General features: G+C 68.5%; 25 protein-coding genes. 10 read left to right on the forward strand and 15 right to left on the reverse strand.

The annotated features are described in order from the left end of the window. Window positions 1-31 precede the first annotated feature (31 nt). The 3 genes from FEF15_RS09785 to FEF15_RS09795 are packed head-to-tail and all read right to left on the reverse strand — an operon-like array spanning window position 32 to window position 3013. Entirely contained in the window at window positions 32-1054 is a 1023-nt protein-coding gene (locus tag FEF15_RS09785) for a Zn-dependent oxidoreductase (protein WP_163558978.1), read from the reverse strand. A 10-nt stretch (window positions 1055-1064) separates the two neighbouring features. Further along, window positions 1065-2276, reverse strand: a complete 1212-nt coding sequence (gene manD / locus FEF15_RS09790) for a D-mannonate dehydratase ManD (protein WP_163558979.1) — start codon at window positions 2274-2276, stop codon at window positions 1065-1067. Then, a complete protein-coding gene (locus FEF15_RS09795; protein WP_163558980.1) occupies window positions 2273-3013 on the reverse strand; it encodes a GntR family transcriptional regulator in 741 nt (246 codons plus the stop codon). Before FEF15_RS09795 ends, manD begins: the two co-directional genes overlap by 4 nt. Window positions 3014-3314: 301 nt before the next feature. On the opposite strand from FEF15_RS09795, the gene FEF15_RS09800 reads away from it, so the two are divergent. Further along, window positions 3315-4013 carry an HAD-IA family hydrolase gene (locus tag FEF15_RS09800; RefSeq protein ID WP_163558981.1) on the forward strand — a complete coding sequence of 233 codons (699 nt, stop codon included), beginning with the start codon at window positions 3315-3317 and terminating at the stop codon, window positions 4011-4013. Window positions 4014-4086: 73 nt separating this feature from the next. Next, entirely contained in the window at window positions 4087-4461 is a 375-nt protein-coding gene (locus FEF15_RS09805; RefSeq protein ID WP_163558982.1) for a translation initiation factor Sui1, read from the forward strand. Here the strand turns inward: FEF15_RS09805 and FEF15_RS09810 are convergent. Then, the gene (locus FEF15_RS09810; protein WP_163558983.1) at window positions 4434-5336 is read right to left on the reverse strand and encodes an NAD-dependent protein deacetylase; all 903 of its coding nucleotides are present in this window, start codon (window positions 5334-5336) and stop codon (window positions 4434-4436) included. The two genes, FEF15_RS09805 and FEF15_RS09810, sit on opposite strands and share 28 nt — an antisense overlap. A gap of 110 nt (window positions 5337-5446) precedes the next feature. On the opposite strand from FEF15_RS09810, the gene FEF15_RS09815 reads away from it, so the two are divergent. Next, on the forward strand, window positions 5447-6352 hold the full coding sequence (locus tag FEF15_RS09815; RefSeq protein WP_163558984.1) for a nuclease-related domain-containing protein: 906 nt from the start codon (window positions 5447-5449) through the stop codon (window positions 6350-6352). On the opposite strand, the gene FEF15_RS09820 is transcribed toward FEF15_RS09815, so the two are convergent. Both FEF15_RS09820 and FEF15_RS09825 read right to left on the reverse strand, forming a co-directional pair. Beyond that, window positions 6349-7143 (reverse strand): ribonuclease I, encoded by a 795-nt coding sequence (locus tag FEF15_RS09820; protein WP_240454129.1) that lies wholly within the window; start codon window positions 7141-7143, stop codon window positions 6349-6351. The two genes, FEF15_RS09815 and FEF15_RS09820, sit on opposite strands and share 4 nt — an antisense overlap. 3 nt (window positions 7144-7146) lie before the next feature. Next, window positions 7147-8481, reverse strand: a complete 1335-nt coding sequence (locus FEF15_RS09825; protein ID WP_163558985.1) for a deoxyguanosinetriphosphate triphosphohydrolase — start codon at window positions 8479-8481, stop codon at window positions 7147-7149. Between the two features lie 136 nt (window positions 8482-8617). Between FEF15_RS09825 and FEF15_RS09830 the strand changes: the two genes are divergently transcribed. Together FEF15_RS09830 and FEF15_RS09835 are read left to right on the forward strand one after the other, a co-directional pair. Beyond that, window positions 8618-8893 carry a type II toxin-antitoxin system Phd/YefM family antitoxin gene (locus tag FEF15_RS09830; protein ID WP_163558986.1) on the forward strand — a complete coding sequence of 92 codons (276 nt, stop codon included), beginning with the start codon at window positions 8618-8620 and terminating at the stop codon, window positions 8891-8893. Beyond that, entirely contained in the window at window positions 8890-9210 is a 321-nt protein-coding gene (locus FEF15_RS09835) for a type II toxin-antitoxin system RelE/ParE family toxin (RefSeq protein WP_163558987.1), read from the forward strand. The genes FEF15_RS09830 and FEF15_RS09835 overlap by 4 nt, the downstream gene beginning before the upstream one ends. A 10-nt stretch (window positions 9211-9220) precedes the next feature. On the opposite strand, the gene FEF15_RS09840 is transcribed toward FEF15_RS09835, so the two are convergent. The 9 genes from FEF15_RS09840 to glnA form a co-directional block, all read right to left on the reverse strand. After that, complete coding sequence (locus FEF15_RS09840; RefSeq protein ID WP_163558988.1) at window positions 9221-10717, reverse strand: tripartite tricarboxylate transporter permease; 1497 nt, start codon at window positions 10715-10717, stop codon at window positions 9221-9223. Window positions 10718-10726: 9 nt separating this feature from the next. Continuing rightward, window positions 10727-11203: a tripartite tricarboxylate transporter TctB family protein gene (locus tag FEF15_RS09845; RefSeq protein WP_163558989.1), complete on the reverse strand. Its 477-nt coding sequence runs from the start codon at window positions 11201-11203 to the stop codon at window positions 10727-10729. Next, on the reverse strand, window positions 11200-12195 hold the full coding sequence (locus tag FEF15_RS09850) for a tripartite tricarboxylate transporter substrate-binding protein (RefSeq protein WP_163558990.1): 996 nt from the start codon (window positions 12193-12195) through the stop codon (window positions 11200-11202). Before FEF15_RS09850 ends, FEF15_RS09845 begins: the two co-directional genes overlap by 4 nt. A 93-nt stretch (window positions 12196-12288) precedes the next feature. Next, on the reverse strand, window positions 12289-13500 hold the full coding sequence (locus FEF15_RS09855; RefSeq protein ID WP_163558991.1) for a CoA transferase: 1212 nt from the start codon (window positions 13498-13500) through the stop codon (window positions 12289-12291). Window positions 13501-13505: 5 nt separating this feature from the next. After that, window positions 13506-14468, reverse strand: coding sequence for a hydroxymethylglutaryl-CoA lyase (locus FEF15_RS09860; RefSeq protein ID WP_163558992.1), 963 nt, complete (start codon window positions 14466-14468; stop codon window positions 13506-13508). Window positions 14469-14569: 101 nt separating this feature from the next. Continuing rightward, window positions 14570-15982: a nitrogen regulation protein NR(I) gene (gene glnG, locus FEF15_RS09865; protein ID WP_163558993.1), complete on the reverse strand. Its 1413-nt coding sequence runs from the start codon at window positions 15980-15982 to the stop codon at window positions 14570-14572. Continuing rightward, complete coding sequence (gene glnL / locus FEF15_RS09870) at window positions 15975-17021, reverse strand: nitrogen regulation protein NR(II) (protein WP_163558994.1); 1047 nt, start codon at window positions 17019-17021, stop codon at window positions 15975-15977. Before glnL ends, glnG begins: the two co-directional genes overlap by 8 nt. A 282-nt stretch (window positions 17022-17303) precedes the next feature. Further along, complete coding sequence (locus FEF15_RS09875; RefSeq protein ID WP_163558995.1) at window positions 17304-17891, reverse strand: DUF4124 domain-containing protein; 588 nt, start codon at window positions 17889-17891, stop codon at window positions 17304-17306. Between the two features lie 173 nt (window positions 17892-18064). Next, window positions 18065-19471, reverse strand: coding sequence for a glutamate--ammonia ligase (glnA, locus tag FEF15_RS09880; RefSeq protein WP_163558996.1), 1407 nt, complete (start codon window positions 19469-19471; stop codon window positions 18065-18067). A 554-nt stretch (window positions 19472-20025) separates the two neighbouring features. Between glnA and FEF15_RS09885 the strand changes: the two genes are divergently transcribed. The 5 genes from FEF15_RS09885 to FEF15_RS09905 all read left to right on the forward strand — a co-directional run bounded on the left by FEF15_RS09885 (window position 20026) and on the right by FEF15_RS09905 (window position 25473). Further along, window positions 20026-20562, forward strand: a complete 537-nt coding sequence (locus tag FEF15_RS09885; RefSeq protein ID WP_163558997.1) for a glycosyltransferase family A protein — start codon at window positions 20026-20028, stop codon at window positions 20560-20562. A gap of 122 nt (window positions 20563-20684) precedes the next feature. Continuing rightward, window positions 20685-22535, forward strand: a complete 1851-nt coding sequence (gene typA, locus FEF15_RS09890) for a translational GTPase TypA (RefSeq protein ID WP_163558998.1) — start codon at window positions 20685-20687, stop codon at window positions 22533-22535. Window positions 22536-22685: 150 nt separating this feature from the next. Next, window positions 22686-23012: a hypothetical protein gene (locus FEF15_RS09895; protein ID WP_163558999.1), complete on the forward strand. Its 327-nt coding sequence runs from the start codon at window positions 22686-22688 to the stop codon at window positions 23010-23012. 148 nt (window positions 23013-23160) lie between these two features. Beyond that, window positions 23161-24606: a sodium-dependent transporter gene (locus tag FEF15_RS09900; protein ID WP_163559000.1), complete on the forward strand. Its 1446-nt coding sequence runs from the start codon at window positions 23161-23163 to the stop codon at window positions 24604-24606. Between the two features lie 96 nt (window positions 24607-24702). After that, window positions 24703-25473: an ABC transporter ATP-binding protein gene (locus tag FEF15_RS09905; protein ID WP_163559001.1), complete on the forward strand. Its 771-nt coding sequence runs from the start codon at window positions 24703-24705 to the stop codon at window positions 25471-25473. Window positions 25474-25545 lie beyond the last annotated feature (72 nt).

Below are 25545 nucleotides of genomic sequence, written 5' to 3' on the forward strand. Positions count from 1 at the left end.
TGTGGATTGTTGCACTTGGCGTGGCGGGCGCTCAGCTGCCGAGCTGGATCAGTACCTTGCGCGCCCGTTCCGGGTGGTGGTCGAGCATGTCGATGGCGCCGGGCATCTCGTCGAGCGGCAGCCGGTGGCTGACCAGCGCCAGCGGGTCGAGGCGACCCGACGCCATCAGCGCGAGCACCTCCGGAAACTTGCGGTTGTTGAGCCGCGAGCCGACCAGGGTCAGCTCCTTCTTGATCACTTCCAGCTGGATCAGGTCGCTGGGCGTGGGGTTGAAACCGAGCAGGCCGATGCGTCCGGCGGGGGAGGCGAGGCGCAGCATCTGCGGCAGCAGCGCCGGCACGCAGGCGGCATCGGCGATGAGCGGCACGCCCTCGCCCCCGGTGAGCTCGGCCATGACCGCCTCGAGGTCTTCCTGCTGACCGTTGACGGTGCGCGTGGCGCCGAGCTCGCGGGCGGTGTCCAGACGGGCCTCGATCACGTCGGTGACGGTGACGTCCTCGATACCCAGGGCGCGCGCCACCTGCAGGATCGTCAGGCCGATCACCCCGGCACCGAAGATGAGCAGGCGGTCGCCGGTATGGGGCTGCATGCGATCGAGCACGTTGGCGGCGATGGTGTAGGGCTCGACGAGGGCCGCGGCATCCAGGCTCAGCCCCGCGGGCAGGCGGTGCACGTTCCCCGCCGGCACCGCGACATGCTCCTCGAAGCCGCCGTTGCGGTGCACGCCGATCACCTGCAGTGACGTGCAGACGTTGGGCCTGCCGATGCGGCAGGGATAGCACTCGCCGCAGCTGATCACCGGGTCGATACACACGGCATCGCCCACCGTCACCCCCTCGGCGCCCTCGCCCACGGCGTCGACGACACCGGCAAACTCGTGGCCGGTGATTCGCGGGAAGCGCACGAAGGCATTGTCGCCATGGATGATGTGCATGTCCGAACCGCAGATGCCGGCGAAGGCCACACGGACCAGCACCTCGCCGGGGGCGGCCTGGGGCGTCTCGATCTCGGTGATGCGATAGTCCAGCGGAGCGCGGACTTCAAAGGCTTTCATGGGTCACCTCTTACCAGTGCCAGAGCGTGCCGTCTTCCAGCCGGTTGACCGGCAGGCTGGCGCGTTCATAGGGATACTGCCGGGCCAGCGCCTCGTCGATGTCGACGCCGTGCCCCGGCGTCTCGCCGACCAGGAAGTGGCCGTCGGCGAAGCGGTAATCGTGGGGAAAGACCGCATCGGTCTCGTCGGTGTGCGGCATGTGCTCCTGGATGCCGAAGTTGGGCACCCAGGTGTCGAAGTGGATCGCTGCGCCCAGGCACACCGGGGAGAGATCGGTGGGGCCGTGGAAGCCGGTGCGCACGTGGTAGAGCGAGGCCAGGTCGGCGATGCGCCGCACATGGGTAATACCGCCGCCGTGGGACAGCGGGGTGCGGATGTAGTCGATCCACTGGTTCTCGAGCAGCTCGCGGTAGTCGTGAATCGAGTTGAACACCTCGCCCACTGCCAGCGGCGTGGTGGTGTGCTGGCGGATCAGGCGGAAGCTCTCCTGGTTTTCCGCCGGCACGCAGTCCTCCAGCCAGAAGAGATGGTAGGGCTCGACGGCCTTGCCCAGCCGCGCCGCCTCGATGGGGGTGAGCCGGTGGTGCACGTCGTGCAGCACGTAGAGGTCGTCGCCGAAGCGCTCGCGCACCGCGGCGAACAGCTTGGGCACGTGGTTGAGATACTTCTCGGTGTTCCACACGTGCTCGGCGGGCAGCGCCGAATCCGCCGGCTCGTAGCGCTCGCCCTCGCGCTTGGCCACGCCGTAGATGGTGGGAATGCCCGGCACCCCGGCCTGTACGCGCACGGCGCGATAGCCGAGCTTGACGTGAGCCGCCACTTCCTCGAGGCAGGCGTCGATGTCCTTGCCGGTGCAGTGGGCATAGGTCATCACCCGCTCGCGGCTCTTGCCGCCGAGCAGCTGGTAGAGCGGCATGTCCGCCGCCTTGGCCTTGATATCCCACAGTGCCAGGTCGACCGCCGAGATGGCCGCCATGGTCACCGGGCCGCGCCGCCAGTAGGCACCGCGATAGAGATAGTGCCAGATATCCTCGATGCGGCTGGCATCGCGGCCGATCAGGGCGGGGATGACGTGCTCCTCGAGGTAGGCCACCACGGCCATCTCGCGGCCGTTCAAGGTGGCGTCGCCGATGCCGTAGGTGCCCGACTCGGTGACGATCTTGAGGGTGACGAAGTTGCGCCCCGGCGAGGTGACGATGACATAGGCCTGCTCGATCCTCATGACACAACCTCCTCGTCGACAGCGGCCACCGCCGGCGCGGCCTCGAACATTTCGGGAAAGCGCTGCACCAGATCGGGCAGCGACTGGAAGATCTCGCGATGGTGAACGCGCATGGCCTGCTCCGCCGCCGGGGGTTCGCGCTGCTCGATCGCCGCCACGATCGCCACGTGCTGGTCGATGAGCCGCTTGAGGGGCGTGGCCTCGGGAATGCTCAGGTAGCGCACCCGGTCGAACTGCGCCTTCACCTCCTCGACCACTTTCCAGGCCGCCTGCTGCCCCAGCCCCAGCGAGAGGGTGCGGTGAAAGGCCTCGTCGAGCTGGTAGAAGCGGTCGTAGTCGTGGGGCTCGATGCAACGCCGCTGTCGCGCGATCAGCTCGTGGAGCTCGTCGATGACCCGCGGCGACAGTCCCTGTTCGGCCGCCGCCCGGGCCACGGCCACCTCCACCGCCTCGCGCACGAAGCGCGCCTCGAGCACGGCCTTCTGGGAGATCTTCACCACAAAGGTGCCGCGCTGCGGACGCACCTCGACGAGCCCCGCCTCGGAAAGGCGGATGAATGCCTCGCGCACCGGCTGGCGGCTCACCTCAAAGGTGTCGGCGACCTCCTTCTCGGAGAGCGCCTGCCCCGGGGCCAGCACCATGCGGATGATCGACTGACGCAGCACCTGGTAGAGGCGCTGGCGTACCGAGGGCTGGTCGCTGGCCTCCTGCCAGAGGGTTTGCAGGGTGGTGTTCATCGCGTGGCTCCCAATTCCTGACGCCGGCTGGCGCCGGCAACTGACATGACTAGTATGGTAGTATGGCGAAACGAGCGAAACCCGCGAACGCTTAGACGTTGGTCGCACTCGCGCCAGCCTGATGTGACGGCATGCCCGTGTCCCATGAATGGCTCGAATACCTTGCGCGATGAGAGATGAGGCGCAATACTATTCGGAAACGGCGTTCGAAAAGTGGTCAGGCCCAGGCCATCTCCAGTCGCCAGGGCCGATCTGGTAGGGTTGTTGAGTAACACCTCTGAATTGCGAGGACTGTTCGGCGATGACACGCCCCCTGTGCCTGCTCTTTGACTGTGACGGAACCCTGGTCGACAGCGAGCCGCTGCTTGCTGACGAGATGGCCGATAGCCTCAGCCGACTGGGGCTGCCCTTCCAGGCCAGCGACTATGCCGGCGAGTTCCGCGGCGCCCGCTTCCGCAATATCGTCGCCGTTCTCGAGAGCCGCCACGGCCCCATCGACCCGCAGCGCCTCGCCGATACCGAGACCACCATGCGCGCCAACCTCAACCGCCGCCTGGCTCGCGAGCTCCTGCCCATCGACGGCGCCCTCGAGGCCCTCGCCCAGCTGGCCTACTACCCGTGCGGCCTGGTCTCCAACGGTCCCGAGAATAAGATTCGCACCTCGCTGGCCAGCGTGGGCCTGGCCGAGCACTTCGGCGACAATCTGTTCAGCGGCTACAGCGCCCAGTGCTGGAAGCCCGACCCCGGCCTCTACCTGCACGCCGCCCGCCGGATGGGCTATCCGCCCGAGGCGTGCGTGGCCATCGATGACGGCCTGGTCGGCGTTCAGGCCGCCCTGGCCGCCGGCATGACGGTGATCCACCTCAACCGTTTCCCTGACGCCGAGGAGACCCCCGAAGGCGCGCTGATGGTGACCTGCATGCACCAGCTGCCCACGGTGATCAGCCAGCTGGCGCGGCTGCAGGCGATGGACCGCCGTCAGGTGGCGCAGGGGCGCTGAGCGTCCGCTGCAGCTGGCGCGACCAAGCGGTATCATCCCCGGCCATCGACGCCACTCACAGGAGCCCGACGATATGGCCTCTCTCCAGGACCAGTTGCGCGGCCTGGTCTACTCCACCGAACACGGCGAGACGTGCCCCGACTGTCGAGCGCCGGTGGCCGAGTGCACCTGCGCCGAACAGGCCGAGCAGGCGCGTCTCGCCGCCCTCGACGACATCGTGCGCATCCGCCGCGAGACCAGCGGCCGCAAGGGCAAGGGCGTGACCACGATCAGCGGGGTGCCGCTGGCGGAGAAGGAGCTCAAGGCGCTGGCCAAGGCGCTCAAGCAGCGCTGCGGCACCGGCGGCGCCGTGAAAGAGGGCGTCATCGAGATCCAGGGCGATCAGCGCGAGGCGCTCAAGGCCGAGCTCGAGCGGCGCGGCTACCGGGTCAAGCTGGCCGGCGGCTGAGTCGCGACGTCCGCCTCGCCGCGGCTTTCGCCCAGGCCTTCGACCAGGCGCGCCAGGGTCGTGCCGGCGGCGGCTTCCACCTTGAGGGCGTAGAGCGCGTCGGCGCGGGTGCGTCCCTGATTCACGCAGGCGATGGGCGTGCCGCGGCGCGCCGCCTCGCGGGCGAAGCGAAACCCCGAAAAGACCATCAGCGACGAGCCCACCACCAGCAGGGCGTCGGCCTCGTGCAGGCAGGCCATGGCCGCCGCGACCCGCTCTCGCGGCACGCCGTCGCCGAAAAACACCACGTCGGGCTTGTAGATGCCGTCGCCGCAGCGCGTGCAGCTCGGCACCTCGAAGGCCGAAAAGTCCGCTTCCAGGTCGGCGTCGCCGTCAGGCCCCGCCGCGGCGCGCGCCTCGAGCCAGGCCGGGTTGCGACGGGCCAGCTCGGCGTGGAGGTCGTAGCGCATGCGCCGTGCCCCGCAGCCCATGCAGCGCACCACCTCGGCGCGGCCGTGCAGGTCGATCACCCGCCGGGAGCCCGCCCGCTGGTGCAGCCCGTCGACGTTCTGGGTGATCACGCCCACCACGTGTCCCAGCGCCTCGAGCCGCGCCAGAGCGTGATGCGCCGCATTGGGGCGGGCCGCCTGCAGGGTGCGAAAGCCGAGCAGCGCCCGCGCCCAGTAGCGCTGGCGCGCGGCATGGCTGGCCATGAAGACGCCATGCTCCATGGGCGGCGGACGCTTCCAGGCGCCGCCGTCGTCGCGGTAGTCGGGTATGCCGCTGGCGGTGCTGACACCGGCGCCGGTGAGCACCGCCAGCCGCGGGTGATGCGCCACGAAGGCCGCCAGGGCCTCGCGGTGGATGTCGTCGCGGGGAATGACCGGCTCCGTCATGCCTCTCCTCCCGTGGGCCGCGGCAGGCGGCCGTCTCCTGACCATGGCCCCGAGAGGCCGAGGTTGTCTAGAATGAGCGCTCATGTGCGCGCCTCAGGCAAGGAACCCCGATGGCCTGGCTGGAATACCTGCTTCCCCTGATCTTCCTGTTCCCCCTCGGGGCCACGGGGGTGATCGTGATCGCCCTGCGCAACCTCCACGATGCGCGGGTGCGCTCGCCCTTCGACGCCTGCCCGCTGCGCGAGCCGGGCCAGGCCCAGCGTGACCGTCTCGACCGCGCCTTCGCCAGCCTGTTCCTCAACGGCGCCCTGGGGCCCATCGTCACCCTGGCGCCCCTGGTCTACGGCATGGGCCGCATGCTCTTCGCCAGCCGCCAGAACTGGCTGGAGTGGGCGCTCTACGGCGCGCTCAGCACCCTGCTGGTGCTCGTCTTCTGCTTGCTGCTGATCCGCGACTTCCAGCAGATCCGGCGCATCAAGCTGGGCCTGGCCGGCAAGCTGGCGGTAGGCCAGGAGCTCGAGCGCCTGGTTCGCCCCGAGGCGCACCCCTACTACATCTTCCACGACGTGCCCACCGACACCGACACCATCGACCACGTGGCGGTGACGCCCCACGGCGTCTTCGTCGTCGAGACCCGCGGGCGGGCCCCCCCCTTCACCCCGGACGGCCGCGAGATCAACGTGGTCAGCGTCGAGCACGAACGCCTGCGCTTTCCCGGCTGGAGCGAGCGGCGCCCGCTGCAGAAGACCCGCCGCGCCAGCCGCTGGCTCTCCCGCTGGCTGCAGAGCCGCTGCGAGGCCCCGGTGCCGGTGCTCGGCGTGCTGGCCCTGCCCGGCTGGGACATCCTCTGCGAGGGCGCCCCGGAAGGCGTCATGGTGGTCAACGGCGAAGCGCTCGACCGCCGCCTGGCCGAGCGGCGCCTGGGCGAGCTGACCGGCGAGCTGCACGACCGGGTGATCGCCGCCCTGATCGAGCGCAGCAAGCAGCCCAGCCCCCGCCCACCGTCCGACTCCTAGTCGAAAACCGCGATCCGAATTCGCGTGGCACAGCGCCCCCGCGACTGGGGCACCAGGCTCTCCGCGGCCGGGAAGTCGGCGAGCCGTTCGGCGTCGATGGCGATGCGCGCCTCGGTGAGCACGCGATTGCCGCGGCCGTCGCACTCCAGGCGCAGGGCCCGGCCGGTATCCTCGCCGAAGGCCGCCTCGAAGGCGCCGATCAGGTCGTTGCGCGCCACCGTCCCGCCCTGGTTGAGCGCCACGAAGGCCCCGAAGGCGCTGTCGTTCACTGTCTCCAGCAGTGCCACGGCCGCGGCGAAGTAGTCCTCCTCGGCGAGGTCGAAGCAGGCGGCGTGCTTGGCGAACTGGTAGCGGTCCAGGCAGCTCGCCCGCCCCGGCATGGCGTCGTCCAGCGCCTCGGCAAGCGGGGGCTCGAAGCCGAAGGGCGGGTGCGCCCGGCAGAAGCTGCCCTCGATGCGCGGCTGCTCGAGGAAACACCCCTGCGCCCACCAGCGGCGCCGATCGACGCCCCGCTCAGCGAAGCGCTCGGGCAGCGACGGCCACAGGCCGTGCAGCACGAAGCCACGGTCGCGCTCCTCGAGCAGCGAGGGCTCGCGGCACTCCCGCGGCGGGTTCGTCCGGGTCGTGCAGAACCCGGGGTGCCAGGTCAGTGCCAAGGTGTAGTGCTCGAAGCCATCGCGCGCCAGGCGCGACAGCGGCGTGTCGGCCGTCTCCGCCGGCTGGGCCGCAGCGAGCGGCGCCAGCAGCCAGGTCGCCAGCAGCAGCGGGAACAGCATCGGCCGGCCACGCATCCCTCAATCCCCCCGGAGCCGACCGCCCATCTCCTGGGCCAGGTCGACGGCGTAGTGGTCGGTCATGCCGCCGATGAAGTCGAGCATGCGCCGGTAGCTGTCGTAGAGGCTCCAGGAAGGGCGCGGGGTGTTCTCGCCGATCAGCGCCAGCACCCGCTGGTGCTTGAAGGTGGAGCGGCCGGTGTGGTGGAGCTCGTGAGCGGCGCCGATAAAGGCCTCCAGAAGAATGCCCAAGGTCGTGTAGGCGCCGATCTCCAGCTTGGCCTTGCGCTCGTTCTGGAAGATGCGCTCGCGGGCGAGCTGCTTGGCCGCCTTGACCCCCCAGTCCAGGTCGGGGTGGCACAGCTCCAGCAGGTCGTTGCTGAGCGTACCGTTCAGCAGCGCCGCCTCGTGTTCGACGAAGACCGCTCCCACGTCGTTGACCGCCCGTTCCATGGCCGCGCCGCGCAGGGCGGCGATGCGCCGCCGCTGGGAGACCCCCTGACGCTGCATGTCGACGAAGTCCGGCGGGGTACCGCCGGCGATCTGTACCAGCACCTCGGCCACCTCATCGAAGCGCAGGATGCCCATCTCCAGACCGTCCTCGAGGTCGAGCAGGGCATAGCAGATGTCGTCAGCGGCCTCGACCAGCCAGGCCAGCGGGTGGCGGCACCAGCGCCCCTCGCCGCGCGGCAGCAGCCCCAGCTGATCGGCCACCCGGGCGAGCAGAGCCTTCTCCGACTGGTAGCAGCCGAACTTGCCGGCCGTGCCACCGTACTCCACCGTCCAGGGGTACTTGAGCAGGGTGCCCAGCGTCGCCGCGGTGAGGCGCATGCCGCCGCGGAACTGGTTGTACTCGATCTGGGTGACGATGCGAAAACCCTGGGCGTTGCCCTCGTAGGTGAGCAGGTCGTCGCGCTCGGTCGGGGCGAGGCCCTCGAGCAGGCCGCTGCCGTCGGCCTCGGCGCGCTTGAACCAGTCGCGGATGGCATACTCGCCGGCGTGGCCGAAGGGCGGGTTGCCGATGTCGTGGCCCAGGCAGGCCGCCTGGACGATCACCCCCAGGTCGGCCGGGGTGATCCACTCGGGCAGGCGGCCGCGCAGCCCCTCGCCGGCGATCATGCCCAGCGAGCGGCCCACGCAGCCCACCTCCAAGGAGTGGGTCAGGCGGGTGTGGATATGGTCGTTGTCGGTGAGCGGATGCACCTGAGTCTTGCGCCCCAGGCGGCGGAAGGAACCGGCAAAGACGATGCGGTCGTGGTCCTTGTGGAAGGGGCTGCGGCCGACCTCCTCGCGGCCGGTGCCGCGGCCGTGCAGGCGCGACGGGTCGAGCAGCCGCGGCCAGGTCATCTGCGTCATGGGCGTCCTCTCCTTGAGCACCCCATTCTGGCACTGAGGCGCATGGCTTTGCCATCGCGGTCCCGATACAGAACATTGCCATAGCACCAGATAAAGACTAAATTCAGTCTGACCACACAACGATTAGCCAGCCGCCATGAAATACTCAGAGAACATCAAGCCGATCAGCTACCTGAAGGCGCATGCCGCCGAGATTTCCCGCTCGCTCAACGAACTGCGTGAACCCATGGTGATCACGCAGAACGGCGAAGCCCGGATGGTCGTACAGGATATCCGTAGCTACGAGCAGACCCAAGAGACCCTGGCACTGCTGAAGATCCTCGCGCTCGGCAACCAGGAAGTCGACCAGGGCAAGACTCTGGATGCCAAGGAGTGTTTCGCTCGGCTACGCCGTGGAGACGAACCCCGGTGACCTGGCGTGTCGAGCTGACGGCCTCGGCCTTCGACGACTTGAGAGAACTCATCGACTTCATTGCCGAGGACTCGCCGCCTGCTGCCCAGCGGCTGCTGGCCTCCATAGAGGCTCGAATCGACGCCCTGGGGGAGTTTCCCGAGCGGGGCAGCCATCCCCGCGAGCTGATGGAACTGGGCATCCACGAATACCGACAGGTTTTCGAGCCACCGGTACGCATCATCTACCGCCGGCACGATGACCGTGTCATCGTCTATCTGATCGCCAACAGCCGCCGCGACTTGCAGCGGCTGCTGGCACGCCGCTTGCTCAGTTAACGTCACGAGCCTACTGCAGCCGCCCCTTGACCAGCCAGGAGTAGACCAGCCCGGCGACGATCAGGGTGATGGCGAAGAGGTAGATGCCCACCGAGATGCCACTGCTCCACAGAATGCTCCAGTCGCCGCCGGAGATCGCCATGGCACGGCGCAGGTTGAACTCCATCTGGCTGCCGAGCAGCAGCCCCAGCACCACCGGTACCGTGGGGATCTCCAGCTTGCGCAGCGCATAGCCCAGCACCCCGAAACCCAGCATCATGTAGAGATCGAAGGCGCTGTTGTTGAGCGAATAGATGCCCACGAAGGCCACCATCACCACCATGGGCATCAGGAACCAGCCGGGCGCCTGCAGCACCTTGGCGAAGACGCTCACCAGCGGCACGTTGAGCACCAGCAGTACGAAGTTGCCGATCACCAGCGCCGCCACCAGCCCCCAGACCATCTCCGGCTGCTGCTCGAAGAGCAGCGGCCCCGGGGTGATGTTCATCGACAGCAGCAAGGCCAGCAGGATCGCCGTGGTGCCGCTGCCCGGAATGCCCAGCGAGAGCATGGGGATCAGCGCGCCGCCGGCGGCGGCGTTGTTGCCCGCCTCGGGGGCCGCCACGCCGCGCGGGTCGCCCTCGCCAAAGTGGCCGCTGCGGCCCAGCCAGCGCTTCTCGAGCATGTAGGCGAGAAAACTGCCCAGCGCTGCCCCGGCGCCGGGCAGCACCCCGGCCACGAAGCCGATCAGCGAGCCGCGGGCGATGGTCGGCGCGCAGCGCCCGGCGGCACGCACACCGGGCACCGCCGAGCCCATGGTCAGGGTGGGGCGACTCGTGCCGCGAATGTCCTCGAGGAAGATCAGGCACTCGGAGATGGCGAACAGCCCCACCAGGGCGACGATGAAGTCGATGCCGTCGTAGAGCTCGTAGAGCCCGAAGGTGTAGCGCGGCACCCCGCTGACCGCGTCGATCCCCACGCTGCCCAGCAGCAGGCCCAGGAAGGCGGCGATGAAGCTCTTGATCAAGCTGCCGCCGGTGACGCCGCCGATGGTAGCGAAGGCCAGCACGAAGAGCGCGAAGTACTCCGCCGGACCGAAGCGGATGGCGAAGTCGACCAGCAGCGGCGCGAAGAGCGCGAGCCCCAGGGTCGCCACCGCGGCACCCACGAAGGAGGCCACCGCCGAGACCCCCAGCGCCTCGCCGCCGCGCCCCTGGAGCGCCATGGGATAGCCGTCCAGGGTGGTCATCATCGCCGGCTCGTCGCCGGGAATGTTGAGCACGATGGAGCTGATCCGCCCGCCGTACATGCAGCCGTAATAGACGCTGACCAGCAGGATCAGCGCCCCGGTGGCGGGCAGGCCGAAGTTGAAGGAGAGCGGGATCATCAGCGCCACGCCGTTGACCGGCCCCAGTCCGGGCAGCGCCCCGATCAGGGTGCCGATGACGCAGCCGATGAGCGCCAGCAAGAGGTTCTGGGGCTCCAGGGCCACCGCGAAGCCCTGGGCGAGAAAGGCGAGGATTTCCATATCGGGGGGCTACCAGTCCAGGCCCGGCATGTTGGGCAGCGGCATGCCGAGGGCGAATTCGAACAACGCGTAGAGAGCCAGGGTGAGGACGCTGCCGCTGGACAGGGCGGCCTTCCAGGGGGCGCCGAAGAGGCGGATCAGCAGGATCACCGCCACCAGCGAAGCGGGCAGGAACCCGAGCGGCTTGACCAAGCCGGCGTAGCAGGCCAGCAGCAGCAGGGTCAGCGCCTGGCGCACCAGGGCGGCGCGCCCCGGCCAGCGCTGGTTGAGTCCCGGCTTCACGATCAGCAGCAGCGACAGCGCCGCCAGCGGCAGGCTCACCAGGCGGGGATACTCGCCGGGCCCCACGGGCTGCATGAAGCCGGACTCCAGGTCGTGGGAGAGCCACCAGGCGCCCACCGCCAGGATCAGCAAGAGGGCGCCGGCGATGCGATCGCCGATGACGCCGGGCACTCGCCCGGCGTCGTCCGACAGCGGCTCGCTCACTGCAGGACCCCGATCTCGCGGGAGATCGTCTCGACCTCGTCGATGGAGTCGCGCACGAAGGTGTCGAATTCATCGCCGCCCCGCCACAGCGGCACCAGGCCGTTCTGCTGGGCAACCTCCTTCCACTCGTCGCTGTCATAGAGCGTCTTCAGGTCCTCCACCAGGGCGGCATAGTCGGCGTCGGAGACCTCGCCGCCGGTGTAGAAACCGCGCCAGTTGTAGCCGGCCACGTCGTAGCCCTGGGCGGCGGCGGTGGGCAGGTCGGCGAAGGGCTCGGGGAGCGGCTCCTCGGAGAGCACCGCCAGCACGCGCACGTCGCCCGACTCGATGAAGCCGGCGATCTCGCCGAGGTCGGTGGAGACCGCATCCACGTGGCCCCCCATCATCTGGGTCACGGCCGGACCGCCGCCGTCGAACTGCACCCAGCGCACGCTGCCGATCTGGTCATCCGGCATGCCAGCCGCCTTGGCGAGCATCAGGGCACGGATATGATCCCAGCCGCCGGCCCCGCTGGAGCCGGCCATGGCCAGGGCGCCCGGGTCCTCGATCATGGTGTCGAGCAACTGATCCAGCGACTCATACTCGCTCTCGTCGTCGACGAGGATCACCCCCACGTCGGTGCCCAGCATGGCCAGCCAGCGCATGGTGTCGGCCCCGCCGGGATACTTGCCCTGGGCGATCTGGGTGACCCCGACGGTACTGGTGGCCACGATCAGGTCGCTGTCGTCGGCGCGGTCGCTGGCGACGTTGGCGAAGGCCACGGCCCCCACCCCGCCCGGCATGTTGGTGACCTGCACGGGGCTGTCCACCAGTTCGAGATCGAGCAGCAGCTTGCCCACGCTGCGGCAGGTGAAGTCCCAGCCGCCGCCCGGGTCGGCCGGGGCGATGCATTCGTCGATGGGCAGCGCCTGGCTGGGCGTGCTGACGGCCAGGCCGGCGCCCAGCAGGGCCGTGGCAGCGATACCCGAAAGGCTCTTGGTGACGGGCTTCATTGGCGTGTTCCTCCGCTTTTGTTGTTGTGGTGAACGTCCCAGCGTCGCACCAGTGTCGTCAGCCGCCAGAACGGCGACCGTTCTCAGGGTAGTTCAGATGATTCCGCGCGCGGCCAGGTCCTCCACGTCACCCTTGGCGAGGCCCAGCTCGTCGAGGAGCTGGCGGGTGTGCTCACCGAGCCGCGGCACGGGGTGATAGAGCGTCGCCGGCGCCTCGCGCAGCTTGACCGGAAAGCCCGTCACGGGCACGCGCCCGGAGGCCTGCTCCAGCTCGAGGCGCATCTCCTGGGCCTGCACCTGGGGGTCGGCGAAGGTCTCGCGCAGGTCGTGCACCCGCCCGCAGGGCACCCCCGCCCGGTTGAGGTGGTCGATCCACTCGTCGACCCGGCGCCGCTCGGTCACGCCGTTGAGGATCTCGCGCAGCGCCTCGCGGTTGGCCATGCGCCGCGCATTGTCGGCGAAGCGTTCGTCGTCGAGCAGGTGCAGCATGTCCAGCGCTGAGAGGAAGCGCTCCACCATGGTGTCGTTGCTCGGCGCAATGGCCACTTCACCGTCGCTGGCCTTGAACAGCCCATAGGGGTAGAGCATAGGGTGGTCGTTGCCGGTGCGCGCCGGCACCCGGTCGGTGGCGAAGAACTCGGCGGCCAGGTAGCCCATCATGGCGATCAGGCCGTTGGTCAGCGCCGTCTCGACGATGTCCCCCTGGCCGGTGGTGGCCCGCCGCACCAGGGCGGCGCAGATGCCGAAGGCGAGGTTCTGGCTCGCGACCATGTCGCTGATCGGCGGCGCGGCGCGCATCGGCTCGCCGTCGCCCGGGCCGTTCACGCCCATGAACCCGCTCATGGCCTGGGCGATGAAGTCGTAGGCGGGCCGGTCACGGTAGGGGCCGGTGGAGCCGAAGCCGTTGATGCGCCCCACCACCAAGTGCGGGTAGCGGGATCGCAGGGTGTCGTCGTCCAGCCCCATCTTGGCCAGCACCCCGGGGCGGAAGTTCTCCACCAGCACGTCGGCCCTCTCCAGCAGCCGGTGCAGGATCGCCTTGCCCTCGTCGCTGCGCAGGTCCAGGGTCAGCGAGCGCTTGTTGCGGTTGAACTGGGCGAAGTACCAGCTCTCGCCGTTGACCATGTTGCCCTGGCTGCGCACCACGTCGCCGCGCCCCGGCGGCTCGACCTTGATCACGTCGGCGCCGTGGTCGCCGAGGATCTGGGTGCAGAAGGGGCCGGAGATCACCCGCGTCAGGTCGATGACGCGAATGCCGGCGAGGGTTCCTTGAGCAAGCGTTCCTTGAGTCTGTGCGGATGGCATCCTTGTCACCCCCGGGCCGCGAGCGTGCAGGCGGCATCATGGGTCGCCAGCCGCGGCCCCGCCTTGGAGACCTGGGCGGGCAGCTCGCGCCCCATCAGGCGCGAGGCCAGCCGCGACGCCGCGATCATGTCCTCGAGCGCGATGCCCGTGGCGATGCCCAGCTCATCGAGCAGGTAAATCAGATCTTCGCTGGCGATGTTGCCCGAGGCCCCCGGCGCGAATGGGCAGCCGCCGAGCCCGCCGATGGCGCTCTCGTAGCGGTCGACGCCCAGCGAGAGCCCCTGAAGGACATTGGCCAGACCGATGCCCCGCGTGTTGTGGAAGTGCAGGGTCGGGGTGATCTCGGGCACCGTCTCGCGCAGGTGGCGGATGCGTTCGGTCACCAGCGGCGGCGTGGCCATGCCGGTGGTATCGCCCAGGGAGACGTAGCGGGCGCCGAGGTCGGCGAAGTGGCGGGCGATGCGCCCCACGGACTCGACCGGCACCTCGCCCTCGAAGGGGCAGCCGAAGCTGGTGGCGATGGCACCGCGCAGCGCGATACCGCTACCCTCGAGGTGACGGGCAATCCGATCGAACCCCGCCAGCGACGCCTCGACGGTCGCGTTGACGTTCTTGGCGTTGTGGCTCTCCGACGCCGACACGAAGAGCACCACCGAGTCGACGCCCGCCTCGAGGGCGCGCTCGGCGCCCCGCGGGTTGGGGACCAGGGCCGAGAAGTGGATCCCGGGGATGTCGCGTACCGCGGCCACCAGCTCGGCGGCGTCGGCCAGCGCCGGCACCGCCCGGGGGCTGACGAAAGAGGTGAGCTCGAACTCGCGCACGCCGGCCGCGACCAGCGCGCGCACTAGCGCCACCTTGTCCGCCGTGGCCAGCACCACGGGCTCGTTCTGCAGGCCGTCGCGCGGGCCGACCTCGGTGACATGCACGCGGTCGGGCAGGCTGGCGTCGAGAGGGGCGGGGGTCGCCATGGATGACCTATCCTACATTATGAAAGCATGCTCAAACACGCTAGGCGCCTCCTTCCGAGCCAGCAATGCGCCTTTAGTCGCCCCCCCCCCTCGCTCGACGATCAGTCGCTGTCCGCCAGCGACGGCAGCAACGTCTTGAGTTTTCGCGTCAGCGTATTACGCCCCCAGCCGAGCAGCTCGGCGGCCTCGCCCTTGCGCCCCCCGGTGTGCTTGAGCGCGGTCTCGATGAGGATCCGTTCGAAATCGGGCACCGCTTCCTCGAGCAGATGGGTGTGACCCGCGGCCAGGGCCCGGTCGGCCCAGTCGCGGAAGGCGGCACGCCAGTCGCCGAGGTTGCCCTCGGTGACGCCCGACTCGAGCAGCTCCGGCGGCAGGTCCTCCACCAGCACTTCGCGCCCCGAGGCCATCACCGTCAGCCAGCGGCAGGTGTTCTCCAGCTGGCGAACGTTGCCCGGCCAGGGCAGGCGCATCAGGTACCCCTCGGCGTCCTGGGTCAGCACCTTGGTGTCGGTGGCCAGCTCCTTGGCCGCCTCGGCCAGGAAGTGGCGGGCCAGGCGCGGGATGTCCTCGCGCCGTTCGGCGAGCTTGGGCAGGTGCACGCGGATGACGTTCAAGCGGTGGAAGAGGTCCTCGCGGAAGCGACCGTCCTCCACCAGCGTCTCGAGATTCTGGTGGGTGGCGGCGATGATGCGCACGTCCACCTTCACCGAGGTGTGGCCGCCCACGCGGTAGAACTCGCCGTCGGCCAGCACCCGCAGCAGACGGGTCTGGGTCTCGGCCGGCATGTCGCCGATCTCGTCGAGGAACAGCGTGCCGCCGTTGGCCTGCTCGAAGCGCCCCTGGCGCTGCGCCGTGGCGCCGGTGAAGGCACCCTTCTCGTGGCCGAACAGCTCCGACTCGATCAGGTCCTTGGGGATCGCCGCCATGTTGAGCGCGATGAACGGCTTGCCGCCGCGGGGGCTGTGCTGATGCAGGGCGCGGGCGACGCGCTCCTTGCCGGTGCCCGACTCGCCGTTGATCAGCACGGTGATGTGCGACTGCGAAAGGCGCCCGATGGCGCGAAACACCTCCTGCATGGCCGGCGCCTCGCCGATGATCTCGGCGTCCAGCCCCTCGGGCACGCTGACCGGCCTCTTGCGCTCGCGGGCGTGGGCCACGGCGCGGCGCACCAGGGCCAGCGCCTCGTCCACGTCGAAGGGCTTGGGCAGGTACTCGAAGGCACCACCCTGGTAGGAGGCCACGGCGCTGTCGAGATCGGAATGGGCGGTCATCACGATCACCGGCAGCTCGGGGTGTGCCTCGCGCAGGCGCGACATCAGGTCGAGGCCGTCGATACCCGGCATGCGGATATCGGTGACCAGCACGTCCGGCGGGTCGTCGAGCAGGTGTCCCAGCGCCTTGTCGGCACGATCGATGCTTTCGACCTCGAGATCGGGCTGGGCCAGGGCGCGCTCCAGCACCCAGCGAATGGCGCGATCATCGTCGACGATCACCACGCGTGCGACGTCACTCATGGCACTTCTCCAAGGGAATCAGCAATCGGAATTCGGTGTGGCCGGGCCGCGAGTCGCACTCGATCAGTCCCTGATGCTGGTGCAGGATGCCCTGGGCGATGGAAAGCCCCAGGCCGCTGCCCTCGGCGCGGCCCGACACCATGGGATAGAAGAGGGTTTCCTGAAGACTCGCCGGGATGCCCGGGCCGTTGTCGATCAGCGCTACCTCGCAGACCAGACGGTGGCGCTCGGCGCCCAGGGTGAACTGGCGCCGCGCCCGCGTGCGCATCAGCAGCTGCGGCGCCTCGGTGTCAGCCTCACGCATCGCCTCCACGGCGTTGCGTGCCACGTTGAGCACGGCCTGGATCATCTGTGCCTCGTCACCGGGGAAGTCCGGCAGGCTGGGATCGTAGTCGCGCTGGATGCGCACGTCCGGCGTCTCGGCGACGAGCAGCGCGCGCACCCGCTCCAGCACCTTGTGGATGTTGAGCGGCGCGTGGCGTTCCAGGCGGTTGGGCCCCAGCATGGTGTCGACCAGGTCGCGCAGGCGGTCCACCTCCTCGATGATGACGCGGGTGAACTCCTTGAGCATGGGGTCGTCGAGGTCGCGTTCGAGCAGCTGGGCCGCGCCACGGATGCCGCCCAGGGGATTCTTGACCTCGTGGGCCAGCCCCCGGGAGAGCACCTTGATCGCCTCCTGGCGGTTGAGCAGCGCCTCCTCGCGGGAGATGCGCAGCAGCCGGTCCCGCGGCTCCATCTCCACCAGCAGCTCCGTGGCGGAGAGCGGCGTGACCGTGTAGTCGACGGTGAGCGCTGCCCCGCCCAGCAGTTCCAGGCGCACCTCGCGCTGGGTGAAGGGGTGGCCGTCGTCCCGGGCCTTGGCCAGCACCTCGTGCATGCCATCGTCCGCCGGCAGCAGGGCCGGCAGCGGCGTGCCGGTCACCCGCCCCAGGCTCACGGCCAGCAGCGCTTCGGCCGCGGGGTTCATCCAGCACACGGCGAGGGCGTCATCCAGCAGCAGCACCGCGGTGGTGAGATGTTCCATCAGGCGTCGATACATGGGCCCTTCCTTGCAGAGCAGAGTGGCGGCACCCGCATCGCGCGGACGCGTCATCATGGCGCAGCCGAAGGTGGTCACAGAGGGAACTGCAAGAAGCGCGCCAACTCAAGACAGCGCAACGACGGGCCTGGGCGGCGGCGTCGCGCCGCACTACGCACCACTATGGTGCACAAAAAGGGGCCAGACCAACCTCGCCTGCCCCATCACGACACCGCACCGAGGCCAGGCGCACGCCTTCGGCGCAGCGGACGGCGCGACCGGCAATCGCGACGAGCGAGCGGCTCAGTTGCCGCGGGCGGGATTGTTGGGGTTCTGGGGCAGGTTGATGCTCGCCCGCTGCACATAGAGGGTCACCGGTTCGGTGCGGTGGCGCACCTCGCCGGTCCCGTCGAGCAGCTCGGCCTGGAGCACGTACTCGCCGCGCGGCAGGTTGTTGAGCAGGAAGGCGTCGGTGTGCATGGCGCTCTGGCTCACCTCGCCGTCGAGCAGCAACCGCACCCGGTGATCCTCGCGCAGCGCCGGTTCGATGGCGAGCTCCACCGCCACGTTGCCCGCCGCGCCGGTGGGCAGGGTCGCCTCGTGTTGCGGGGCGCTGATACCGAAGCGGTCGTAGGGCATGAAAGGCGCCGAGGGACTTGCCGCAGGCCGCGGCTCCCCCGACTCGGCCCGCGCCGGGGGCTGACCGCTGCGCCCCTCGCCGCGGGAGGGCACCACGGTGAGGGGCTCGAGCTCCACCTGCTCGCCGCCGCGGTCGGGGTCGTCGGTGAACACCACGTTGCCCTCGGCATCGGTGGTACGGTAGACGGTCGTCGCGCCGGCCGGCGCGGCCAGTGCCAGTCCCAGGGCGATCAGCAGCAGCGTCTTGGCCATCGAATGTCCCTCTTCGGTGTGGCGGCATCGGGCAGCGTGGCATGGCGGCGACACGCGCGCCAGCGCCACCCTCTTCCCGCAGTGTACGCCAAACGCGCCAAGGGCTCCGCCGTGGCGGAGCCCCTGGATGGGCGCCGCGTGGCCGCGGCGCCGACAGTCCGAGCCGACGTGGCTCAGCAGCTGTAGTAGAGATCGAACTCCACCGGGTGCGTGGTCATGCGCAGGCGCTCCACGTCCTCCATCTTGAGCTCGATGTAGGCGTCGATCATCTCGTCGGTGAAAACGCCACCCTCGGTGAGGAAGCCACGGTCGGCGTCCAGCGCATCCAGCGCCTGGTCGAGGCTCTCGGCCACAGTGGGCACGGCCTTGCCCTCTTCCGGAGGCAGGTCATAGAGGTTCTTGTCCATGGCGTCGCCGGGGTGGATCTTGTTCTTGATGCCGTCGATACCCGCCATCAGCATCGCCGCGAAGGCCAGGTAGGGGTTGGCGGTCGGGTCGGGGAAACGACACTCGACGCGCTTGCCCTTGGGACTGGCGGTGTAGGGGATACGGATGGAGGCAGAGCGGTTGCGGGCGCTGTAGGCCAGCATCACCGGCGCCTCGAAGCCCGGCACCAGGCGCTTGTAGGAGTTGGTGGAAGCGTTGGTGAAAGCGTTCAGGGCGCGGGCGTGCTTGATGATGCCGCCGATGTAGTAGAGCGCCATCTCGGAGAGCCCGGCGTATTCGTCGCCGGCGAACTGGTTCTGCCCTTCCTTCCAGAACGACTGGTGCACGTGCATGCCGCTGCCGTTGTCGCCGACCAGCGGCTTGGGCATGAAGGTAGCCGTCTTGCCGTAGGCGTGGGCCACGTTGTGGACGACGTACTTCATCTCCTGAAGCTCGTCGGCCTTTTTCACCAGGGTGTTGAACTTGACGCCGATCTCGTTCTGGCCGGCGTTGGACACCTCGTGGTGATGCACCTCCACGGTCTGGCCGATGGCCTCCAGGGTGTTGCACATTGCGGTGCGGATATCGTGGAAGCTGTCCACCGGGGGCACCGGGAAATAGCCGCCCTTGACGCGCGGCCGGTGGCCCAGGTTGCCGCCCTCAATGGGACGGTCGGTGGACCAGGCACCCTCTTCGGAGGTGATCTTGTACATGGCGCCTTCGATGTCGGCCTTCCAGTGCACCTCGTCGAAGATGAAGAACTCGGGCTCGGGGCCGAAGAAGGCGGTGTCGCCCAGGCCGGACGACTGCAGGTAGGCCTCAGCGCGCTTGGCGATGGAGCGCGGGTCACGCTCGTAGCCCTGCATGGTGGCCGGCTCGATGATGTCGCAGCGCAGCACCAAGGTGGCGTCTTCGGTGAAGGGGTCGAGGAAACCGGTCCCATCCTCCGGGCGCAGGATCATGTCGGACTCGTTGATGCCCTTCCAGCCTTCGATGGAGGAACCGTCGAACATCTGGCCGTTCTCGAAGAACTCCTCGTCGACGTCCTTGGCGGGAATGGTGACGTGCTGTTCCTTGCCTTTGGTATCGGTGAAGCGCAGATCGACCCACTTGATGTCGTGTTCTTCGATCAGGGCGAGCGTCTTGGCAGACATGGTGTCCTCCGTTTAGAGCGATTTGAGCGATGGCTGGATGTGCTGGCCGCTTGCAGTCTCGTTGCGCTGGGGCATGCCAGCGTCCGTTGTAGCACGCCGCGAGCGACTCGCCCACGGCCGCCATGCACGATCATGGCGCTGGCCAAAACAATGCAGGCAGCGTGCCAATCTTGCACCGCCTTGGCGAAGCAAAGCCCATCCACCTGAAAGAAAACGGCTTTTTCGATACCGCCTGACAGGCTCCGGTTGCCACCGCGCAACTGGGCGCCCTGCCCAGGGGCACGACGGCTTGATTTTGCACCACCAATGATCACTTGAATCGCCATCTGCACTAAATAGGTGCAACACCCCGTCGCACGTCCAGTGCCCGAGCACGACGGCCCCTGTCATGCGCGAGGATGACGACCCGGCCCGCCGGGAATAGCAGAGATTTCAGCCAAGTCAAATATTGATACTTTTGATGACTTATCGCTACACTTAATTACAGATCAGACTGGGCCCTGCTCCGCTTGGTGCCCGCCCGAAAACCGTCGCCAGTTGGAGCCTGTCCCGCCATGACCCTCAGCCTCATTCTGGATGTGCGTACGGCAGGGCATCGGCTCCCCCGCCAGCTCCATGCACTGCAGCGACTGGCGCGCCACCTGGCCGAACCCATCGAGCTGCTGGCGACCGACAACACCGGCGATGCGCGCCTGCCCCGCCTGATGCAGCGCTACGGGGCCCGCCTGCTGCCCTGCCAGGGCACCCCGCTGGGCGATCGCCTCAATACCGCCGTGGCCCGCAGCCAGGGCAGCGTGCTGGTGTTTCCCGCCCCTGATCTGCGCCTGCCCCACCACTGGCTGGCCCGGGCGGCGGAACGGATCGCCCACCAGCAGGGCGACGTGATGATCTTCGCCTCCCGCTCGCTGGGCCCCCTGGATCGCCTGCGACGACGCCTGCAGGGCCAGCCTCCCACCGAGACGCTGTGTGTCGCCCGCCCCTGGTTCGAGCGCATCGGCGGCTTCGACCCGGCGCTGGACCTGGACGCCGTGACCAACCTCCTCGAACGCCTCAGGGCCTGCCAGGCGCGCATCGAACGCTCGCCCGCCTGACGCGTTTTCGCTATTCCCGTCCCGCCCTTCTCTGTACAATGCGCCACCACTCCCCCTACCCCGCGCCTAGGGCACTCCCACACGTGTACATAGGTGCGTAAAGATTTGACGAGCGACACCCTATGAACACCCCAGTCAGCGCCTCTCGCATCGAGAGTCTCCGCAACATCGCCATCATCGCCCACGTCGACCACGGCAAGACCACCCTGGTCGACAAGCTGCTGAGCCAGTCCGGCACCCTGGACCGCAAGGCCGAGGGGCAGGAGCGCATCATGGACTCCAACGACCAGGAGAAGGAGCGCGGCATCACCATCCTGGCCAAGAACACGGCGATCCGCTGGCAGGCTCCCGACGGCGAGGACTACCACATCAACATCGTCGACACGCCCGGGCACGCCGACTTCGGCGGCGAGGTGGAGCGCGTGATGTCGATGGTCGACTCGGTACTGCTGCTGGTCGACGCCGTCGACGGTCCCATGCCACAGACCCGCTTCGTCACCCAGAAGGCCTTCGACCAGGGCCTCAAGCCCATCGTGGTGGTCAACAAGATCGACCGCCCCGGCGCGCGCCCCGACTGGGTCATCGACCAGATCTTCGACCTGTTCGACAACCTCGGCGCCAGCGACGAACAGCTCGACTTTCCGATCATCTACTGCTCGGCCCTCAACGGCATCGCCGGCCCCGAGCCGGAAGAGCTGGCCGAGGACATGACGCCGATGTTCCAGGCCATCGTCGACATCGTCGAACCGCCCAAGGTCGAGATCGACGGCCCCTTGCAGATGCAGATCTCGGCGCTGGACTACTCCAGCTACGTGGGCGTCATCGGCCTGGGCCGTATCACCCGCGGTGCCGTAAGGCCCAACCAGCAGATCGTGGTGGTCAGCAAGGAGGGCCAGGAGCGCCGCGGCAAGGTCGGCCAGGTGATGACCCACCTGGGCCTGGAGCGCGTGCAGACCGACCAGGCCACCGCCGGCGACATCATCTGCATCACCGGCATCGACTCGCTGGCCATTTCCGACACCCTTTGCGATCCGGCCGTCGTGGAGGCGCTGCCGCCGCTCTCCGTGGACGAGCCCACCGTCTCCATGACCTTCCAGGTCAACGATTCGCCTTTCGCCGGGCGCGACGGCAAGTACATCACCAGCCGCAACATCAAGGATCGCCTCGACCAGGAGCTGATCCACAACGTGGCACTGCGCGTCGAGCAGGGCGACAGCCCCGAGAAGTTCAAGGTCTCCGGCCGCGGCGAGCTGCACCTCTCGGTGCTGATCGAGACCATGCGCCGCGAAGGCTTCGAGCTGGCCGTGGGCCGCCCCGAGGTGATCATCAAGGAGATCGACGGGGTCAAGCAGGAGCCCTACGAAGAGGTGATCATCGACTGCGAGGAGCAGCACCAGGGCGCCATCATGGAGGAACTCGGCTATCGCAAGGGCGAGCTCACCAACATGAACCCCGACGGCAAGGGCCGCGTGCGTCTCGACTTCATCATCCCGGCGCGCGGGCTGATCGGTTTTCGCGGTCAGTTCCTCACCCTCACCTCAGGCACCGGCATCCTCACCAGCCGCTTCGACCACTACGGCCCGCTCAAACCCGACGCCGCCATCGAGCGGCGCAACGGCGTGCTGGTCTCCATGGTCGACGGCAAGGCGCTGGCCTATGCGCTCTACGCCCTGCAGGAGCGCGGCAAGCTGATCATCGATCACGGCACCGAGGTCTACGAAGGCATGCTGGTGGGCATCCACAACCGCGCCAACGACCTGGTGGTCAACCCCACCAAGGGCAAGAAGCTCGACAACATGCGCGCCTCGGGCAACGACGAGAACATCGTGCTGACCCCGCCGGTGAAGTTCACCCTGGAGCAGGCCATCGAGTTCCTCGACGACGACGAGCTGGTGGAGGTGACCCCCAACCACATCCGCCTGCGCAAAAAGCACCTCAAGGAACACGAGCGCAAGCGCGCCGGCAAGAAGTGAGCCGGTCTCGCCCAGCCCAGCGCCCGCCATCCGGCGGGCGCTGTCGTAGTGACCCGGGTATCGACCCCGAATGCTTCGCAACGCTGGGCTTGGGAGCGCCGCAGGGGATACTCTTGGGCTGAGCCATCCATCGGCAACAAGGAGAGCGTCATGCATCGCCATGTGGAGTGGGACGACCCCGGCACCGACAGCGTGCTGCGCCATTTCGAACACGACCCCACCGGCTACTCCGAGCCGGGGCCGGGCGACATCCTCTCGGCGCGCTACCGCGGCCGGGTGGTGCGCATCCGCGTCAAGGCCTACGTGGACGCCACCAGCATCGGCGAGGTGGTGGCCATCATCGACCCGGCCAGCGACGAACGCCAGAAGGCCTTCGGCAAGCTCCAGCGGGGCGACACGGTGCGCCTACCGGACGACAAGCGCGCCTTCGAGCCCGGCCCTCCCCCCGACGACGCCACGCGCTCCGAAGAGTCATGATCGCCGCCCGGCGTCACCTGGCGCAGCCCAACGCACCCTTAACGCTTGACCACTGGCAAAGACGGGTGTTTCTGGCACAGTTAGGCTCGTTTACCCAAACGCGATGTTCCACCGGCCCACAAGGCCGCTACCAACCGCTGGACCCGCAATGAGCACGCACAACGTCTGGACACACAAGGGCACCTTCCTGCTGGCCGCGGTCGGCTCGGCGGTGGGCCTGGGCAACCTGTGGCGCTTCCCCTACCTCGCCGGCGAGAACGGGGGCGGCGCCTTTATTCTCGTCTACGCCCTGACCATCTTCGCCGTGGGCATTCCCATCCTGATCGCCGAGACCATGCTCGGCCGCGCCAGTCGCCGCAGCCCCATCATGGGCATGCAGCACCTGACCCACACTCACAAGACCTCGCGTGCCTGGGAGTCCATCGGCTGGCTGGGCGCCGCCTCGGCCTTCCTGATACTGAGCTTCTATTCGGTGATCGCCGGCTGGGCGCTGCACTACACCTGGCAGATGCTCACCGGCTCGCTGGCCGGCGCCGATGCCGAGACCATCGGTGCCGGCTTCGATGCCCTGCTCGCCTCGCCGGGCCTGCTCACCCTCTACCACACCCTGTTCATCATCGCCTCGGGGCTGATCGTCGGCCTGGGCATCCACAGGGGCATCGAGAGCAGTCTGCGCATCCTGATGCCGGCGCTGTTCGTGATCCTGCTGGTGGTGCTCGCCTACGGCATCGCCACCGGCGACTTCGCCGCGGCGGCCAGCTTCCTGTTCACCTTCGACATCGCCGAGCTGAGCCTCGAGGGCTGGCTGGAAGCCATGGGCCAGTCGTTCTTCACCCTGAGCCTGGGCATGGGGGCCATCATGGCCTATGGCGCCTACATGTCCGGCGAGGCCTCGCTGACCCGCACCGCCTTCGCGATCGCCGTGGTCGACACCGCCGTGGCCATGGTCGCCGGCCTGGCCATCTTTTCGCTGGTGTTCGGCGCCGGGCTGGATGCCGGCTCCGGGCCGGGCCTGATGTTCGTCACCCTGCCGCTGGCCTTCGCCGAGATGCCCTTCGGCGCCCTGGTCGGCGGCGTCTTCTTCATCCTGGTGCTGGGCGCGGCCATCAGCTCCTCGATCTCACTGATCGAACCGGTGGCGGCCTTTCTGGTCGAGCGCTTCGACCTCACCCGCCCCCAGGCCGTCACCGCCATGGTGGTGGCCAGCTGGGCGCTGGGCCTGCTCACCGTGGTCAGCTTCAACCTCTGGGCCGAGGGCACGCTCTTCCACGCCCTGTTCGGGCGCAGCGCCTTCGAGTTCATCGAGCTGCTGACCAACATCTTCATGCCACTGGGCGGCCTGTTGATCGCGCTGTTCGCCGGCTGGGCGCTGACCCACGGCGAAGTCATGAAGGAGATGCGCACCAACGAGGGCTGGTTCGCCACCTGGCGCTTCCTGGTGCGTTTCGTGGCCCCGGCCGCGGTGGCCTTCGTGTTCCTGCGCAGCATCCCGCAGGTGGAGGGCTACCTGATCCCGGCCATCGGCGCGCTGGTGATCGTCGGCGCCTTCGCCGCGGGTCGCACCTTCCTGGCCGAACCGAGCCAGGAGCGCTAGCCGCCAGGGCGACCGACAACCACAACCATGCGCGGCGCCGCCCGCCCAGCGACGGCGCCGCCAATCACAAGCGGGACAGGGGGGGCCGTAGCCCAGATGGCAGCCATCATCGACGTCAGACACGTCAACAAGGCCTTCGGTGGCCTCAAGGTCATCAACGACTGCTCGATCCAGGTGGAGCAGGGCTCCATCACCGGGCTCATCGGTCCCAACGGCGCCGGCAAGTCGACCCTGTTCAACATTATCGCCGGCGCCCTGCCGCTGGACAGCGGCCAGGTGCTGCTCGACGGCGAGGACATCACCAACCGCCCTGCCAACGAGCTCTTCCACAAGGGCCTGCTGCGCACCTTCCAGATCGCCCACGAGTTCTCCCACATGACGGCCCTGGAGAACCTCATGATGGTGCCGCCCGGGCAGGACGGCGAGAATCTCTTCAGCGCCTGGCTCAAGCCGTCGCTGGTGCGCCAGCGCGAGAACGAGGTGCGCCAGCGCGCGCTGGAGGTGATCGACTTCATCGGCCTGCACCACGTGCGCAACGAGCTGGCCGGCAACCTCTCCGGCGGCCAGAAGAAGCTGCTCGAACTGGGCCGCACCATGATGACCGACGCCCGGGTGGTGCTGCTCGACGAGATCGCCGCCGGCGTCAACCGCACCCTGCTGGGCGACCTGGTGAGCAACATCGAACGGCTCAACCGCGAGATGGGCTACACCTTCCTGGTCATCGAGCACGACATGGACATGATCGCCCGGCTCTGCGACCCGGTGATCGTGCTCGCCCAGGGCAGCGTGATGGTGCAGGGCACCATCCAGGAGATCCAGAACAATCCGCAGGTGATCGAAGCCTACTTCGGTTCCAACGTAGCCTGAGGGGCGCCAACGTCGCCTGAACACCGCCGGCGCCGCCCGACGGCCCGGCCCCAAGAAGAACGCCACAACGAC

Origin of the sequence: Halomonas sp. NO4, assembly GCF_010994375.1 — a bacterium.
GTDB lineage: Bacteria > Pseudomonadota > Gammaproteobacteria > Pseudomonadales > Halomonadaceae > Halomonas.

Excerpts from the sequence above, each read along its gene's own strand:
- FEF15_RS09820 (WP_240454129.1), bottom strand. The coding sequence starts at position 7,143 with ATGCGTGGCCGGCCGATGCTGTTCCCGCTGCTGCTGGCGACCTGGCTG.
- FEF15_RS09840 (WP_163558988.1), bottom strand. The coding sequence starts at position 10,717 with ATGGAAATCCTCGCCTTTCTCGCCCAGGGCTTCGCGGTGGCCCTGGAG.
- FEF15_RS09825 (WP_163558985.1), bottom strand. The coding sequence starts at position 8,481 with ATGACGCAGATGACCTGGCCGCGGCTGCTCGACCCGTCGCGCCTGCAC.
- FEF15_RS09905 (WP_163559001.1), top strand. The coding sequence starts at position 24,703 with ATGGCAGCCATCATCGACGTCAGACACGTCAACAAGGCCTTCGGTGGC.
- glnA (WP_163558996.1), bottom strand. The coding sequence starts at position 19,471 with ATGTCTGCCAAGACGCTCGCCCTGATCGAAGAACACGACATCAAGTGG.
- FEF15_RS09855 (WP_163558991.1), bottom strand. The coding sequence starts at position 13,500 with ATGCCATCCGCACAGACTCAAGGAACGCTTGCTCAAGGAACCCTCGCC.
- FEF15_RS09810 (WP_163558983.1), bottom strand. The coding sequence starts at position 5,336 with ATGACGGAGCCGGTCATTCCCCGCGACGACATCCACCGCGAGGCCCTG.
- FEF15_RS09900 (WP_163559000.1), top strand. The coding sequence starts at position 23,161 with ATGAGCACGCACAACGTCTGGACACACAAGGGCACCTTCCTGCTGGCC.
- FEF15_RS09850 (WP_163558990.1), bottom strand. The coding sequence starts at position 12,195 with ATGAAGCCCGTCACCAAGAGCCTTTCGGGTATCGCTGCCACGGCCCTG.
- FEF15_RS09785 (WP_163558978.1), bottom strand. The coding sequence starts at position 1,054 with ATGAAAGCCTTTGAAGTCCGCGCTCCGCTGGACTATCGCATCACCGAG.
- typA (WP_163558998.1), top strand. The coding sequence starts at position 20,685 with ATGAACACCCCAGTCAGCGCCTCTCGCATCGAGAGTCTCCGCAACATC.
- manD (WP_163558979.1), bottom strand. The coding sequence starts at position 2,276 with ATGAGGATCGAGCAGGCCTATGTCATCGTCACCTCGCCGGGGCGCAAC.
- FEF15_RS09875 (WP_163558995.1), bottom strand. The coding sequence starts at position 17,891 with ATGGCCAAGACGCTGCTGCTGATCGCCCTGGGACTGGCACTGGCCGCG.
- FEF15_RS09795 (WP_163558980.1), bottom strand. The coding sequence starts at position 3,013 with ATGAACACCACCCTGCAAACCCTCTGGCAGGAGGCCAGCGACCAGCCC.
- FEF15_RS09830 (WP_163558986.1), top strand. The coding sequence starts at position 8,618 with ATGAAATACTCAGAGAACATCAAGCCGATCAGCTACCTGAAGGCGCAT.
- FEF15_RS09860 (WP_163558992.1), bottom strand. The coding sequence starts at position 14,468 with ATGGCGACCCCCGCCCCTCTCGACGCCAGCCTGCCCGACCGCGTGCAT.
- FEF15_RS09805 (WP_163558982.1), top strand. The coding sequence starts at position 4,087 with ATGGCCTCTCTCCAGGACCAGTTGCGCGGCCTGGTCTACTCCACCGAA.
- glnG (WP_163558993.1), bottom strand. The coding sequence starts at position 15,982 with ATGAGTGACGTCGCACGCGTGGTGATCGTCGACGATGATCGCGCCATT.
- FEF15_RS09895 (WP_163558999.1), top strand. The coding sequence starts at position 22,686 with ATGCATCGCCATGTGGAGTGGGACGACCCCGGCACCGACAGCGTGCTG.
- FEF15_RS09885 (WP_163558997.1), top strand. The coding sequence starts at position 20,026 with ATGACCCTCAGCCTCATTCTGGATGTGCGTACGGCAGGGCATCGGCTC.
- glnL (WP_163558994.1), bottom strand. The coding sequence starts at position 17,021 with ATGTATCGACGCCTGATGGAACATCTCACCACCGCGGTGCTGCTGCTG.
- FEF15_RS09800 (WP_163558981.1), top strand. The coding sequence starts at position 3,315 with ATGACACGCCCCCTGTGCCTGCTCTTTGACTGTGACGGAACCCTGGTC.
- FEF15_RS09815 (WP_163558984.1), top strand. The coding sequence starts at position 5,447 with ATGGCCTGGCTGGAATACCTGCTTCCCCTGATCTTCCTGTTCCCCCTC.